The organism is Janthinobacterium sp. AD80 (assembly GCF_002878455.1).
Lineage (GTDB): Bacteria > Pseudomonadota > Gammaproteobacteria > Burkholderiales > Burkholderiaceae_D > Janthinobacterium.
Window position 1 is genome coordinate 1 of sequence record NZ_NRDQ01000049.1, and the last position, 14,193, is coordinate 14,193.

The 14,193-nt window shown below is 64.1% G+C and carries 19 protein-coding genes; 13 read left to right on the forward strand and 6 right to left on the reverse strand.

The features are described from left to right. The 9 genes from JaAD80_RS11600 to JaAD80_RS11640 all read left to right on the forward strand — a co-directional run. Positions 1-1,166 (forward strand): DUF885 family protein (locus JaAD80_RS11600; RefSeq protein ID WP_146012368.1); only part of this gene is annotated, 1,166 nt, incomplete at its 5' end. A 224-nt stretch (positions 1,167-1,390) separates the two neighbouring features. After that, the gene (locus tag JaAD80_RS11605; protein WP_180979391.1) at positions 1,391-2,257 is read left to right on the forward strand and encodes an urease accessory protein UreD; all 867 of its coding nucleotides are present in this window, start codon (positions 1,391-1,393) and stop codon (positions 2,255-2,257) included. A 30-nt stretch (positions 2,258-2,287) separates the two neighbouring features. Next, positions 2,288-2,590 carry an urease subunit gamma gene (locus JaAD80_RS11610; RefSeq protein WP_102294313.1) on the forward strand — a complete coding sequence of 101 codons (303 nt, stop codon included), beginning with the start codon at positions 2,288-2,290 and terminating at the stop codon, positions 2,588-2,590. 93 nt (positions 2,591-2,683) lie between these two features. After that, positions 2,684-3,013 (forward strand): urease subunit beta, encoded by a 330-nt coding sequence (locus JaAD80_RS11615; RefSeq protein WP_102294314.1) that lies wholly within the window; start codon positions 2,684-2,686, stop codon positions 3,011-3,013. 1 nt (position 3,014) lies between these two features. Further along, positions 3,015-4,715 (forward strand): urease subunit alpha, encoded by a 1,701-nt coding sequence (ureC, locus tag JaAD80_RS11620; protein WP_102294315.1) that lies wholly within the window; start codon positions 3,015-3,017, stop codon positions 4,713-4,715. A gap of 13 nt (positions 4,716-4,728) precedes the next feature. Beyond that, positions 4,729-5,253 carry an urease accessory protein UreE gene (gene ureE / locus JaAD80_RS11625; RefSeq protein WP_102294316.1) on the forward strand — a complete coding sequence of 175 codons (525 nt, stop codon included), beginning with the start codon at positions 4,729-4,731 and terminating at the stop codon, positions 5,251-5,253. Then, on the forward strand, positions 5,253-5,933 hold the full coding sequence (locus JaAD80_RS11630) for an urease accessory protein UreF (RefSeq protein ID WP_102294317.1): 681 nt from the start codon (positions 5,253-5,255) through the stop codon (positions 5,931-5,933). Before ureE ends, JaAD80_RS11630 begins: the two co-directional genes overlap by 1 nt. 22 nt (positions 5,934-5,955) lie before the next feature. Then, on the forward strand, positions 5,956-6,594 hold the full coding sequence (gene ureG / locus JaAD80_RS11635; protein ID WP_102294318.1) for an urease accessory protein UreG: 639 nt from the start codon (positions 5,956-5,958) through the stop codon (positions 6,592-6,594). Then, positions 6,591-7,151: a HupE/UreJ family protein gene (locus JaAD80_RS11640; protein ID WP_258002940.1), complete on the forward strand. Its 561-nt coding sequence runs from the start codon at positions 6,591-6,593 to the stop codon at positions 7,149-7,151. Before ureG ends, JaAD80_RS11640 begins: the two co-directional genes overlap by 4 nt. On the opposite strand, the gene JaAD80_RS11645 is transcribed toward JaAD80_RS11640, so the two are convergent. Further along, positions 7,148-7,759 carry a 1-acyl-sn-glycerol-3-phosphate acyltransferase gene (locus tag JaAD80_RS11645; RefSeq protein ID WP_102294320.1) on the reverse strand — a complete coding sequence of 204 codons (612 nt, stop codon included), beginning with the start codon at positions 7,757-7,759 and terminating at the stop codon, positions 7,148-7,150. The genes JaAD80_RS11640 and JaAD80_RS11645 overlap by 4 nt on opposite strands. 251 nt (positions 7,760-8,010) lie before the next feature. Here JaAD80_RS11645 and JaAD80_RS11650 point away from each other — a divergent pair, with 251 nt between their 5' ends. Beyond that, on the forward strand, positions 8,011-8,244 hold the full coding sequence (locus tag JaAD80_RS11650) for a hypothetical protein (RefSeq protein WP_146012369.1): 234 nt from the start codon (positions 8,011-8,013) through the stop codon (positions 8,242-8,244). Positions 8,245-8,559: 315 nt separating this feature from the next. Here JaAD80_RS11650 and JaAD80_RS11655 read toward each other — a convergent pair whose 3' ends face one another. From JaAD80_RS11655 to JaAD80_RS11665, 3 genes are all read right to left on the reverse strand, one after another. Beyond that, positions 8,560-9,624: an alkene reductase gene (locus JaAD80_RS11655; protein ID WP_102294322.1), complete on the reverse strand. Its 1,065-nt coding sequence runs from the start codon at positions 9,622-9,624 to the stop codon at positions 8,560-8,562. A gap of 49 nt (positions 9,625-9,673) precedes the next feature. Beyond that, positions 9,674-9,970: a helix-turn-helix transcriptional regulator gene (locus JaAD80_RS11660; RefSeq protein ID WP_102294323.1), complete on the reverse strand. Its 297-nt coding sequence runs from the start codon at positions 9,968-9,970 to the stop codon at positions 9,674-9,676. Positions 9,971-10,130: 160 nt separating this feature from the next. Continuing rightward, complete coding sequence (locus JaAD80_RS11665; RefSeq protein ID WP_102294324.1) at positions 10,131-10,490, reverse strand: DUF1304 domain-containing protein; 360 nt, start codon at positions 10,488-10,490, stop codon at positions 10,131-10,133. A gap of 213 nt (positions 10,491-10,703) precedes the next feature. Here JaAD80_RS11665 and sugE point away from each other — a divergent pair, with 213 nt between their 5' ends. Then, on the forward strand, positions 10,704-11,024 hold the full coding sequence (sugE, locus tag JaAD80_RS11670; RefSeq protein WP_070217981.1) for a quaternary ammonium compound efflux SMR transporter SugE: 321 nt from the start codon (positions 10,704-10,706) through the stop codon (positions 11,022-11,024). A gap of 113 nt (positions 11,025-11,137) precedes the next feature. Then, positions 11,138-11,467, forward strand: coding sequence for an SMR family transporter (locus tag JaAD80_RS11675; protein ID WP_070280339.1), 330 nt, complete (start codon positions 11,138-11,140; stop codon positions 11,465-11,467). Here JaAD80_RS11675 and JaAD80_RS11680 read toward each other — a convergent pair whose 3' ends face one another. Next, positions 11,468-12,430 (reverse strand): succinylglutamate desuccinylase/aspartoacylase family protein, encoded by a 963-nt coding sequence (locus tag JaAD80_RS11680; RefSeq protein WP_102294325.1) that lies wholly within the window; start codon positions 12,428-12,430, stop codon positions 11,468-11,470. A gap of 139 nt (positions 12,431-12,569) precedes the next feature. On the opposite strand from JaAD80_RS11680, the gene JaAD80_RS11685 reads away from it, so the two are divergent. Then, complete coding sequence (locus JaAD80_RS11685) at positions 12,570-13,682, forward strand: acyltransferase (protein ID WP_102294333.1); 1,113 nt, start codon at positions 12,570-12,572, stop codon at positions 13,680-13,682. Positions 13,683-13,698: 16 nt separating this feature from the next. Here JaAD80_RS11685 and JaAD80_RS11690 read toward each other — a convergent pair whose 3' ends face one another. Further along, entirely contained in the window at positions 13,699-14,163 is a 465-nt protein-coding gene (locus tag JaAD80_RS11690) for a hypothetical protein (protein ID WP_102294326.1), read from the reverse strand. Positions 14,164-14,193: the final 30 nt, after the last annotated feature.

The window sequence follows — 14,193 nt, forward strand, 5'->3', positions numbered from 1 at the left end:
ATGCGCGCGCCACCCTGTACTACCAGCCGTTGCGCCAGCTGCCCGCCGGCATGCCGGCGCAGGAGCAGGCGGCCCTGCGCGCCGCCGCCGTGCAAGCCATCCGCGAGTCCGTCATGCCCGCTTTCGGCGAACTGCTGACCTTCATGCGCGACGTGTATATTCCAGGCGCGGGCACGACCCTGGCGGCCGAGCGCCTGCCCGACGGCAAGGCGTATTACCAGTCGAAGATCACGGAATTTACCACCACGGCCATGAGCGCGGCGCAGATCCACGCCATCGGCCTGCAGGAAATGGCGAAGATCCGCGCCGAGATGGACGCGACCATCGCACAGACGGGCTTCAAGGGCGACTTTGCCGCGTTCCTGCAGTTTTTGCGCAGCGATCCGCAGTTCTATGCGCGCACGCCGGACGAACTGCTGATGCGCTCGGCCTGGGTGGCGAAGAAATTCGACGCCAAGGCGGCGCAGTATTTCGGCTACCTGCCGCGCCAGCGCTTTGCCATCATTCCCGTGCCGGACGAGCAGGCGCCCCATTACACGTCGGGGCGCGGCGGGCCGGGCGTGTATCTGGTCAACACGCATGACCTGCCGTCGCGGCCCTTGTACAGCATGCCGGCGCTGACCCTGCATGAATCGGCGCCCGGCCACGCCTTCCAGATGCCGGTGGCGCTGGAGCAGAAGGGCCGCCCGGCCTTCCGCCGCGCGTATATTTCCGCGTATGGCGAAGGCTGGGCCCTGTACTGCGAGCGCCTGGGCGCGGAAATGGGCATCTACGAGACGGCGTATGAAACCTTCGGCATGCTCAGCTACCAGGCCTGGCGCGCGGCGCGCCTGGTGGTCGACACGGGCATCCATGCGCAGGGCTGGACGCGCGCCCAGGCGCAGGCCTACCTGCACGCAAACACGGCCCTGTCGGCGCATGAAATCGAGACGGAAGTGGACCGCTATATCTCATGGCCGGGCCAGGCGTTGTCGTACTACCTGGGCGAGATGGCCATCCTGAATGGCCGCCGCAAGGCGGAAACGGCGCTGGGCGAACAGTTCGACATCCGCGCCTTCCATGACATGGTGCTGGAAATGGGGGCGGTGCCGCTGCCCGTGCTGGAACGGCGCATCGACAGCTTCATCGCCGACGGCGGCAAGAGCCCGTATCTGGCGGCGCCGTGATGGCGTAGCACGCCCCCGCCGCTGCCGGTGCACCAGCGTGGTGCGCCGGCGGCGCGCTTGCCCCCGCTTGTCACGCGCATGTGACTTTACAGTGCACGATTCTCACTTTCCCTTCCCCTGGCGGCGCGGCGCAGCGGCAAACGCCGGCCGCCATCGTGCAACTGTACCTGCCGTAATTGGCACGCTTCCTGCTTTGGTAATCGTTATTTACACGATTGCAGTGCATGCCAGACAGCCCTCATTTCGCAACGCCCCTTGATACCGGCGCGCACAGCGCCTGGCAGGCGCATTTGCGCCTGGGCTTTGCCCTGCACGATGGCGTCAGCCGCCTGGTCGAACGCACGCACAGCGGCCCGCTGCGCGTGCAAAAGCCCCTGTATCCGGAAGGCGCTGCCGTCTGCCACGCCATCATCATCCACCCGCCGGGCGGCGTGGTGGGCGGCGACCAGCTGGCCGTCGATGCCACCGTCGGCGATGGCGCGCACGCTTTCCTTACGTCGCCGGGCGCGGCCAAGTGGTACCGCGCCAACGGCCACGTCTCGGGCCAGCACATCGTGCTGCGCGCAGGCAGCGGCGCGGCCATCGAGTGGCTGCCGCAGGAGAGCATCTTCTTCGACCAGGCCTGCGTGCGCCTGCGCCAAGCGGTGGAACTGGCGCCGGACGCCAGCTACATCGGCTGCGACATCGTCTGCCTGGGCCGTAGCGCCTCGGGCGAGACTTTCAACAGCGGCAGCATCAGCCAGCAGGTGCAGGTTCGCCGCGGCGGCAAACTGCTGTGGTGGGAAGAGGGCGTGCTGGCGGCCGGCGGCGCGCTGATGGCCAGCCCGCTGGGCCTGGCGGGCCACACGGTGTGCGCCACCCTGATCGCCGTCGGCACGCCCGTATCGGCCGCCGTGCTGGCGGCCGTGCGCGGGATCGATGTGCCGGCCGGCGCCATGTTTGGCGCCACGCAGATGAAATCCCTGGTGGTGGTGCGTTTGCTGTGCGGCGACAGCGAGGCGGCGCGCCGCGTCATGCTGGCCGCCTGGCAGCTGCTGCGTCCCGCCATGCTGGGGCGCGACGCCGTGGTGCCGCGCAGCTGGAATACCTGACCTCACAAGGAAAGCATCACAAGGAAAAACATGGACCTGACTCCCCGCGAAAAAGACAAACTGCTGATTTTTACCGCCGCCCTGCTGGCCGAACGGCGCCTGGCGCGCGGCTTGAAACTGAACTATCCGGAAGCCGTGGCCCTGATCAGCGCGGCCATCATGGAAGGCGCGCGCGATGGCAAGTCGGTGGCGCAGCTGATGTCGGACGGTACGCAGATACTCTCGCGTGCCGACGTCATGGACGGCATCGCCGAAATGATCCCCGACATCCAGGTGGAAGCGACCTTCCCCGATGGCAGCAAGCTGGTGACCGTGCATCACCCGATACCGTAAGTTGATTGCAGGGCAGGGCGCCATCCGCGCCTTGCCCGCGTGGCGCCGGCGATCCGCCGGCCAGTGTAGAGCGCTTTGACGAAGGAAACCATCATGACACCAGGCGAATACAGATTGGAAGAAGGCGAAATCAGCATCAATGCGGGCCGCGCCACGGCCACCGTGGTGGTGGCCAACCGGGGCGACCGGCCGATCCAGGTGGGCTCGCATTTCCATTTTTTCGAGGTCAACCCGGCGCTGTCGTTCGAGCGCTGGCGCGCCTATGGCATGCGCCTCAATATCACGGCCGGCACGGCCGTGCGCTTCGAGCCGGGCCAGCAGCGCACGGTGGAACTGGTGGCGCTGGCGGGCGAGCGCAAGGTCTTCGGCTTCAATGGCGAAGTGATGGGCGAACTGCAAGACACTCCACCGCGAAAGGATTGAGATGGCCAGTATTCCCCGCAGCGCGTATGCCGAAATGTTCGGCCCCACCAGGGGCGACCGCATCCGCCTGGCCGATACGGAATTGTTCATCGAGATCGAGCATGACTATGCGATCTACGGCGAAGAGGTGAAGTTCGGCGGCGGCAAGGTGATCCGCGACGGCATGGGCCAGTCGCAGCGCTGCGCGGCCGAGGTGATGGACACCGTCATTACGAACGCCGTCATCCTCGACCACTGGGGCATCGTGAAAGCCGACATCGGCCTGAAAAATGGCCTGATCTTCGGCATCGGCAAGGCGGGCAACCCGGACATCCAGCCTGGCGTCACGCTGGCCATCGGCGGTGCCACCGAGATCATTGCCGGCGAAGGCATGATCGTCACGGCGGGCGGCGTCGACACGCACATCCACTTCATTTGCCCGCAGCAGATCGAGGAAGCCCTGATGAGCGGCGTGACCACCATGCTGGGCGGCGGCACGGGGCCCGCCGTCGGCACGGCCGCCACCACCTGCACGCCGGGACCATGGCATCTGCACGCCATGCTGGCGGCCGCCGACGCCTTTCCCATGAACCTGGGCTTCATGGGAAAAGGTAATGTGAGCCTGCCGCTGCCGCTGGAAGAGCAGGTGCGCGCCGGTGCCATCGGCCTCAAATTGCACGAGGACTGGGGCAGCACGCCGGCCGCCATCGACAATTGCCTGTCCGTTGCCGACCGCATGGATATCCAGGTGGCGCTGCACAGCGATACCCTCAACGAGGGCGGCTTCCTGGAGCATACCCTGGCCGCCTTCAAGGGCCGCACCATCCACACTTTCCACACGGAAGGGGCGGGCGGCGGCCATGCGCCGGACATCATCGCCGCCGTCGGCCAGGCCAATGTGCTGCCCTCGTCAACCAACCCGACGCGCCCGTTCACCGTCAACACGCTCGACGAGCACCTGGACATGCTGATGGTGTGCCACCACCTGGACCCGGCGATCGCCGAAGACGTGGCCTTTGCGGAGTCGCGCATCCGCCGCGAAACCATCGCCGCCGAAGATATCCTGCACGATATCGGCGCCATCTCGATGATGTCGTCCGACTCGCAAGCCATGGGCCGCGTCGGCGAAGTGATCATGCGCACCTGGCAGACGGCGCACAAGATGAAGGTGCAGCGCGGCGCGCTGGCGCCCGACACGGCGCGCAGCGACAACTTTCGCGCCAAGCGCTACATCGCCAAGTACACGATCAACCCGGCCATCACGCACGGGATATCGCACGTGGTCGGCTCCATCGAAGCGGGCAAGATCGCCGACATCGTGCTGTGGAAGCCCGCCTTTTTCGGCGTCAAGCCGTCGATGATCTTAAAGGGCGGCATGATCGCCGCCGCGCAGATGGGCGACCCGAACGCGTCGATTCCCACGCCGCAGCCCGTGCACTACCGCATGATGTTCGGCGCCTTTGGCGGCGGCTTGAAAAAGTCGTTTACGTTTGTCTCGCAGGCGGCTTACGACCTCGATATCGGGCACCAGCTGAAACTGAACAAATCCGTCATCGCCGTAAAAAACATGCGCGGCTTGCGCAAGCACGACATGATCCACAACGGCGCCACGCCGCACATGGAAGTGGACCCGGAAACCTACGCCGTGCGCGCCGACGGCCAGTTGCTGGTGTGCGAAGCGGCCAGCGTGCTGCCGATGGCGCAGCGCTATTTTCTATTCTAGGCAGGAGACAAGCATGCTCACTTTACATACCAAGCTGGGAGCGGACGATGAGCGCATCCCGTTTGCACAACTGGTGCTGCCCTACGACCAGCGCGAAAAGTGCCGGCTGCGCGCCGTGCTGTCGAACGGCGATGACGTGGCCGTATTCACCGTGCGCGGCACGGTGCTGCGCGACGGCGAGCGCATGACGGGGCCCGATGGCCAGGTGGTGCGGATCGTCGCCGCGCGCGAACCGACCTACCTGGTGCGCTGCGCGGATGCGCACACCCTGCTGCGCTGCGCTTTCCACCTGGGCAACCGCCATACGCAGGCACAGGTGGGCGATGGCTTTTTGCGCATCCGCAAGGACGTGGTGCTCAAGGAAATGCTGGAAGGCCTGCAGGCCACCGTGACGGAGGAAAGCGCGCCGTTCGAGCCGGAGGCGGGCGCGTATGGCGGCGGCCATGGCCACCACGACGGCCACGGCCAGCACTTGCTGGCGCCCGTGCCGCTGCGGCAGAAAATCCACCGTCCCGGCGATGTGCCAGGCGCTGCGTGATGCAGGCGTCGGCCCTGCTGCATCTGCTGCAGTTCGCCAGCCCGGCCCTGCCGATCGGCGCCTACAGCTATTCGCAGGGGCTGGAAGCGGCGCTCGAGTCTAGCCTGGTGCACGACGCGGCCACGGCGCGCGAGTGGATCGCGCAGCATCTGGCGCAGGTGGTGGCGCGCTGGGAAGCGCCGCTGTGCTGGCGCTTGATGCAGGCGTTTGAAGAACAGGATCTGCGCGCCGTGGAACGCTGGAGCGAGCGTTTCATCGCCTCGCGCGACACGGCGGAATTTCGCGCAGAAACCATTCAGATGGGCTATTCGCTGACCAAGTTGCTGGCCGAACTGGGCGTGGCAGACGGCGTGCTGATCGATATGCTGCAGGGCCAGCCCGAGGTGGCGCTGCCGACCGCGTATGCCTGCGCCGTGGCGGCGCTGGCCATTCCGCGCAAGGAAGCGTTGCTGGCCATGCTGTTCGCCTGGGCGGAAAACCAGGTGCTGGTGTGCGTGAAATCCGTGCCGCTGGGGCAGGTGGCGGGCCAGCGCCTGCTGCTGTCCTTGCGGCCCGAGCTGGAAGCGGCAGCCCTGACGGCGCAAACGCTGGCAGACGACGAGATGGGCAACTGGGCGCCGGGCCTGTCGCTGCTGTCGATGCGGCACGAAGTGCAGTACAGCCGCCTGTACCGTTCCTGAATCATTCTATGAGAGAACAACAATGACATCGATTACCTCCAATCCGCTGCGCGTGGGCATCGGCGGCCCCGTCGGCTCGGGCAAGACGGCCTTGTGCGAAATGCTGTGCAAGGGCATGCGCGAGCGCTACGACATGGCCGTCATCACGAACGACATCTACACCAAGGAAGACATGGAAATCCTGCTGCGCGCGGATGCCTTGCCGGCCGAGCGCCTGATGGGCGTGGAAACGGGCGGCTGCCCGCACACGGCCATCCGCGAGGACGCCTCCATCAACCTGGAAGCGATCGCGCGCATGCAGGCCGATTTTCCCGAGCTTGACTTGATCCTGGTCGAATCGGGCGGGGATAACCTGGCGGCCACCTTCAGCCCGGAATTGTCGGACCTGACGATTTACGTGATCGACGTGGCCGGCGGCGAAAAGATCCCGCGCAAGGGCGGCCCCGGCATCACGCGCTCCGATTTGCTGATTATCAACAAGACGGACCTGGCACCATACGTGGGCGCCAACCTGGACATCATGGCGCAGGACGCCAAACGCATGCGCGGGGAGCGGCCCTTTGTCTTCACCAACCTGCGCAGCGGCGACGGCGTGCAGGTGGTCATTGATTTCATCCGCGAGCAAGGTTTGCTCGATCAACCAGGCAAGGAGCTGCAATGAGCGCAAGACTGATGAAGAAAACCGCCGCCGTGGCCGCACTGTGCCTGCTGGCCGCGCCCGCCATGGCCCATCCCGGCCACGGCGAGAGCGCGGGCTTCCTGGCCGGCCTGGCCCATCCGTTCACGGGCATCGACCATTTGCTGGCCATGCTGGGCGTGGGCCTGTGGGGCGGCCAGCAGCGCCATGGCCTGGCGCAGCCGGCCACGTTCCTGGGCATGATGCTGCTCGGTGCGCTGGCCGGCATGGCGGGCGTGACGGTGCCTGGCCTGGAAACGGGCATCGCCGCCACGGTGGCGCTGGTGGGACTGGCCATCGCGCTGGCGCTGGCTATGCCGAACTGGCTGGGCATGCTGCTCGTTGGCATGTTTGCGCTGGCACATGGCAATGCGCATGGCCAGGAGTTGCCGGCAGCTTCGGCCGCCTTTGGCTTCATGCTGGCCTCGGCCATCCTGCTGTTTGCGGGGCGGTTTATCGGCCAGGTCCTGGCCGAGCGCATGCTGCGCGTGGCCGGCGTGGCCTTGACGGCTGCCGGCGTGGTGCTGATGGGAATGAATTAAGGGGCGGGGCGCTTGTCGGACAACACGATGGGCGCCGCGTTTTCCGGGTGCAAGCCCTGGTGGCCCGCATACACGGCGGCAATGGCGGCCATGTCGGCATCCTTGTCGCCCGTCAGGTACAGATGGTCGACGACGCCCAGCACCTTGTTCGGGTAGTCGATATAGACCAGCAGCAAGGGCACCTTGGCCGCCAGCGCCAGATGGTAAAAGCCGCTTTTCCAGCTGGGGCGGTAGCTGCGCGTGGCTTCCGGCGTGATGGCCAGCCAGTACCAGTCGGCCGCCTGCATGCGCTCGGCCTGGCGCTGGATGGTGCCGCTGGTGGTGCTGCGGTCGACGGGTTCGCCGCCCAGGTAGCGCAGCACTTTGCCCAGCGGGCCGCGGAACAGCGAATCCTTGGCCAGCCAGCGGAACGGCAGCGCCAGCGCCCATTTGCCGAACAGGCCGATCGGAAAGTCCCAGTTCGAGGTGTGCGGGTAGACGACGGCGATGCCGCGCGGTCCCGGCAAAGGGCGAAAGCGCATGCGCCAGCCGAACAGATGCAGCACCCGCAGCGCACAGCGCTGGTGCCAGGTCGGCAAATCGCTTGCTAGTACAAATAAATCGTCCATTGATACCCTTCAGTGACACTGTTCTTGATGGGATGGCGCTGGTGGCCATTTTCCGTGAGGCAAAAATTTCTGCGCAGGCATTCTATACGGGGTGGGCGGTGGCGACAAGCAGCCAAGGCCGCTGGCCATGCGGGGCCGGGGCGGATGCTGCCGCCATTTTAACCATGCTTTGACCCGTACTCGGGCACTAAATGCGCGTCATGTGGTCAAAACTTGATGCAGTGTTGATCCACCAGACATGGAGCCATGGCATGAAAAACAACATCGAACAGCACACCGATCAATTAAATGGGGACAATGTCAGGACAGACAAGGCGACAGCCGAGCTGGTCGAGCGTGGCGTTGCTTTCCATCACACCCTGGGACGGACGGTGGCCACGGCTTACCTGCGCGAACATGCCGTGCCGTCCGACGTGATTTACCGTGTTTTCAGCGGGTCGCAGGCGCGCCGGCCGGCGCGGCCGGCACGGCGCCGATGGCGTTAGTGGTACTGGCACGTCGGAACAACCGCATGACGGAAAAACGCGCCCGATCAAGAAGCGGGCAAGGCGAAAAAACGGCGGGCGCCACGGTTGCCACGCAGTGTTGCGCTGAACGCGTTGCGCCCGCCGTCGGAGTGGGCTGCTCAGTACGTACAGGGCTGTGCGTATCGCCGTGCCCCGGTCCGCGGCGGGCGCTTGAAGGCACCTGATAAAACCGTGGCGGGCGACTGGGTCGTGGTTGAGAAGCGCAACCGTGCACAGGCACAGTGAGCATGGCAAACCGCGACCCGCGTCGGGCTGCAGGTTTTGATCCGTGTTTTACGCTTGTGCCGCCAGCGCCGGGTAATCCGTATAGCCGGTGGCATCGGGCGCATACAGGGTGTCGGCGTTCAGCGGATTCAAGGGCGCGTCCTTGCGCAGGCGGATCGGCAAGTCCGGATTGGCGATGAACCACAGGCCAAAGGCCACGGCATCGGCTTCGCCCTTGGCCAGCAAGGCTTCGGCCGCCGCCTTGTCCATTTTTTCATTCGCGATGTAGACGCCGCCGAATGCCTGTTTCAAATACGGGCCCAGGCGGTCGTCGCCAAGCGCTTCGCGCGCGCAGATGAAGGCGATGCCGCGCTTGCCCAGTTCGCGGGCCACGTAGCCAAAGGTGGCGCGCGGATCGGAATCGCCCATGTCGTGCGAATCGCGGCGCGGCGCCAGATGCATGCCGACCTTGTCCGCGCCCCACACGGCTATGCAGGCATCCGTCACTTCCAGCATCAAGCGGGCGCGGTTTTCAACCGGGCCGCCGTAGTTGTCGGTGCGCTGGTTGGTGCTGTCTTGCAGGAACTGGTCGAGCAAATAGCCGTTGGCGCCGTGGATTTCCACGCCATCGAAACCGGCTTTTTTCGCATTCTCGGCGCCCAGGCGGTAAGCGGCCACGATGCCGGGAATTTCTTCCGTGTCCAGCGCGCGTGGCGTGACGAATTCCTGTTTCGGGCGCACCAGGCTCACATGGCCGGCCGGCTTGATGGCGCTGGGTGCCACGGGCAAGTCGCCGTCGAGGAACAGGGGCGCGGAAATGCGGCCGACGTGCCACAGTTGCAGCACGATCAGGCCGCCGGCGTCGTGCACTGCCTTCGTAATGTGTTTCCAGCCTTCCACCTGTTCATCGGACCAGATGCCTGGCGTGTCGGCATAGCCCACGCCTTGCGGCGTGACGGCCGTCGCTTCCGAGATGATCATGCCGGCCGAGGCCCGCTGCGTGTAGTACTCGGCCATCAGGGCGTTGGGCACGCGGCCCGGGTTGCCGGCGCGCGAACGCGTCAGCGGCGCCATGATGATGCGGTTTTTCAGTTGCAGGCTGCCGATGGTGATGGGGTCGAATAAGGTTGCCATGGTTGTCCTTGTGGGTGCGGATGAGACGGGTGGTTGTGACGGAATAGACTTACAAACCTTGCTGCATGTGATCGAGGAAAGCCTGGATGGTGTCTTCATTGCGCTTGAAGAAACTCCATTGCCCGACTTTTCTGGCGCAAATCAAACCAGCCTTTTGCAAGCTGGCCAGGTGGGCGGAGACTGTCGATTGCGACAGCCCCAGCTTGCGGTCGATCAGTCCCGCACAGACGCCGAAGTCGAGCGGATGGTCCTGCTGTGCGAAGTGCAGCTGCGGTTCCTTCAGCCATTGCAGGATCTGCCGCCGCACGGGATTGGCCAGCGCCTTGTGGATGGCGTCGATATCCATGGTGTTTCTCCTGATCGATGTTCGTCTGTAGGCGATATATGTATCGTCTTTTTTGAATTTCAATATCGGTATATTACGATATAAGAAAAAAACCTGCAGGCCGCGTGAATTATCCAGTGAGAGCGGGAATGGGGCGGCCGCCAGGGCCGCCCGGCAGGGATCAGGCGAAGTGGAACAGCAGCAGGGCGATCACGGCGGGCACCGTTTGCAGGTACAGGATGCGCGTCATGACGGTGGCCGCGCCCCACAGGCCGGCCACGGCGATGCACGCGAGGCCGAACACGGTGAAGGCGTGCGCGATGGCGGCATCCGGGTAAAAAAAGCCCAGTGCCAGCGCGGCGACGAGGAAACCGTTGTAGCAACCCTGGTTGGACATGGCAGGGCGCACGATGTCCGCTTTTTCCTTGCTCAGGCCAAATACCTTGCGTCCGCGAGAATTGAAGAGAACGGTTTCCAGCAGCACGATATACACGTGCAGCAACAGGATGATGGCGGTAAGGGCTTGGGCCAGGATAAGCATCGTCGCTCCAGAGTGTGGATGGAAACAGCAATTATGCTGCCTTTGGCGTGTTTGTCGGCAACTTTTGATTAGAGCGCTTGTACTAGCGAAAGATGTGCTTCCGGCAAGGGTTTCCGGCCGATGGTATACTTGCGTTTTTGCTCCTGTGGGGACGACCCCGCTCGATGATGGGGCTGTATGGCGGGGACGACCCTGCCGCCTCAGGAGAAGAAGATGGCGTGGATCATTTTGGTATTGGCGGGCTTGCTGGAGATCGGCTGGGCCATCGGCCTCAAATACAGTGCCGGTTTTACCCGCCTCGTGCCATCCGTGCTGACGGCCGTCTCCATGCTGGGCAGCGTGGTGATGCTGGGCCTGGCCCTGCGCACCCTGCCGCTGGGGACCGCGTACGCGATCTGGACGGGCATCGGCACCGTCGGTACGGCCATTTTCGGCATCATGGTGCTGGGAGAGCCGGCCAGTGCCGCGCGTATCGCCTGCATCGCGCTGATCGTCTCCGGCATCCTGGGCTTGAAATTGCTCAGCCCGCAATAAACGTATTGGCTGACGCGCCCTGCGCCGTCGCGTTGCCTGCCCGGGCGGGCGGCGCACGGGCAGGGCGCGGTTGTCTCCGCCCTCTTTGAAAGGATGCAAGCATGAGCCTTGCCATGACCTATTTCTACCTGGCCATTGCCATCATCGCCGAAGTCATCGCCACCAGCGCCTTGAAGGCGTCCGAGGGTTTCAGCCGCTTGTGGCCCAGCGTCATCACGGTGATCGGCTACAGCATCGCCTTCTGGTGCTTGTCGCTGACCTTGAAGGTCATTCCTACCGGCATTGTGTACGCGATCTGGTCCGGTGTCGGCATCGTGCTCATTTCCGCCGTCGGCTGGTTCTGGTTCAAGCAAAGCCTCGATACGCCGGCGCTGATCGGCCTGGGCCTGATCATTGCCGGCGTGCTGGTGATTAACCTGTTTTCCAAGTCCGTCGGGCATTGATCAAAAGCTGCTGGCCACCCGCGCCAGGTAATACCACTCGGCATTGGCTTGCGCGTTGACGTCCGGGAAGAGGATGTAGGCGTCGAATTCGGCCGTCACGGGCGTGCCGTCCGCGCGCACGCCGATCTGCTCGCCCTCTTGCACCTTGTCAAAGCTGGACCAGGTCTTGATGAAGCGGTCATCCGCGTGCAGCTTGTCATGCACCACCACCATGTTCAGCGCTTCCATGTCGGCGTCGGCGATGGCTTCAGGCTGCGGCGCATCGATGAAGCCGAGGAAGGCGAGGGTGTTCATGATGGCGCGGTAGGCCACGTCCGGCGCGGCAGGGTCCGCATGCTGGCCGCATTCCAGGGTCAGCGCGTAGCCGCCCGTCGAACGCATGTATTCGGTCGTGCCCACGCCGTAGCGCAAGACCATGCCGACCTGGTCGCTGCTGCCCAGCCGGCGCTGCACGCCGGCGCCATACGTTTGCAGCCAGCCATCGACGAAGCGGCGCACGCCCAGGCGGCGTGCCAGCGCGCGTTCCTTTTCTTCATGTTGAAATGGTTGCAGCGGGCCGTCGTTGTTGCGCGGGCCCACCATGACGAAAGGCTGGCTGTCGGCATTGAACGAGTGCAAGTCGAGCAGCACGTCATGCTGGCCCAGCAGCGGGCACAGCCAGTTGGCGATGCGGTCTTCGAAATCCTGGGGATTGTCGTTCGGGAACAGGTTGCGGTTCAGGTTGCGGTCGCCGCTGCGCACGCCCTTGGCGTAGGCCAGCGGGTTGGTGATGGGCACGAAAGTGACGCTGCCGGCCAGGATGGAGAGGGCGCCGCTGTCGAGTTCAGCCATCACGCGTTGAATACCCTTGGTGCCGCAGGTTTCATTGCCGTGCACGGCGCCGGTGACGATCAGGCGGGGGCCGCTGCCCTGGCCCGTGTAGTTGATGGACTTGAAGTGGAGTGCGCTGCTCATGCTGGACATATCCTATGCTGTATCAGGGAAGGGAAAGCGGGGTCGGCATATTTTAGCGGGATTCGCCACAGGCTCCCGTAAAAATGTGCGCATGGCTGCGCCCGGCATGGCATGATCGGCGCCACCGTTGTTTTTCCTAGTCGATGCCATGCCCAGTACCTCCCATCCTTCCCGCCTGTACGGCCTCGATACCTTGCGCGCGCTGGCCATCGTGCTCGTGTTCATGAACCATTATTTGCTGTTCGTCAGCGATGGCGGCGCGTTTGGTTTCTGGGGTGAGATCGGTTGGACGGGCGTGGACCTGTTCTTTGCCCTTAGCGGCTACCTGATCGGCAACCAGATTTTTGCGGCCCTGCGCAGCGAGCACGGTTTTTCCTTGCCGCGTTTCTATGCGCGCCGCTTCCTGCGCACCCTGCCCAATTTTTATGTGGTGCTGGCCTTGTATTATCTGTGGCCCACGTTTCGCGGCGACAGCGCGCTGCTGCCGCTGTGGAAATTCCTGACGTTTACGCAAAACATCAATTTGACGCCGGGCACGGCGTTCTCGCATGCCTGGTCCTTGTGCGTGGAAGAGCAATTCTATGTGTTGCTGCCAGCCGTGGCCCTGGCGATCGCCGCCTGCCGCCGGTCCCTGTTATGGGCCTGGGTGGCCGTGGCCGCCAGCTTGATCACCGGCATGCTGGTGCGCGCCTACCTGTGGGATGAATATGTGCAGGTGCCGCGCGGCGGCCTCGGCTATTACAAGTACATCTACTATGCCTCGTGGTGCCGTTTCGACGAGCTGGTGGCGGGCGTGGCGCTGGCGCTGCTGAAAAATTACCACCCAGGCGCCTGGTCGCGCCTGACGTCGCATGGCAACCGTACCTTGCTGGCGGGAATGGCCGGCACGGCGCTGATGTTTTATGTGTTTCTCACCGATCATTATGGCTACTGGGTAACGGTGTTCGGCTACCCGGCCCTGGCTGCCAGTTTTACTTTATTGCTGATTGCGGCCCTCAGTCCCGGCAGTGCTCTATATACATTGCGGGTACCCGGCGCGGCCAGTCTGGCCCTGTGGTCGTATGCGATCTATCTGCTGCACAAGCAGCTGTGCATTCTGCTGCGGCCGCTGTTGCAGGATATGGGCTACGGGCCGGACAGTGTGCCGGCGATGCTGGCGATGATTATCCTCAGCATCGCCACGGGATGGCTTTTATATAGAGTGGTGGAAACGCCGTTCATGGCTTTGCGGGCGCGCCATGTTCCCGCCAATCACGCCTGATCGACACAGCGATCAATTACATGTCGATCACATCGAGTCCCCGTGGCGTGCCCACCAGTAATTCCAGTATCGCATGCACGCGCAAATTCGTTTCTTCGTGTTCCGTGTTGAAGATCAGGGTGCGCAGGCCGGGTACGGCTTCCGTGATGTGGTCGCTGGCGTAGGCGTTGATCAATAACAAGACCAGGTCGGTGGCCCCCGCGCCCGGCTGGCGCCGCAACCGGTCGTGGATCACGTTCAGCAGCGCGCGCTGCATGCGCGGCGTGGGATTGGTGATGTAGGCGAAGACGCTCGGCGTGTTGGCGATGGCCGCGCAGATGCGCCGCTCGATCTCGTCCGGTTTCACGTCGGAGGCGATATCGAAATAAGCGGCTTCCCAGCGCGTGCGCGCATATGGGTGTCCGGGCGGGAAGGAGTCGGCCGTTTCAAAACCGCAGATGCGGCTCAGGGTTTTCAGCCAGGCTAATATGGTGGAGTTCATGCCCCGATTCTAGCGGCATTCCGCGCGCGC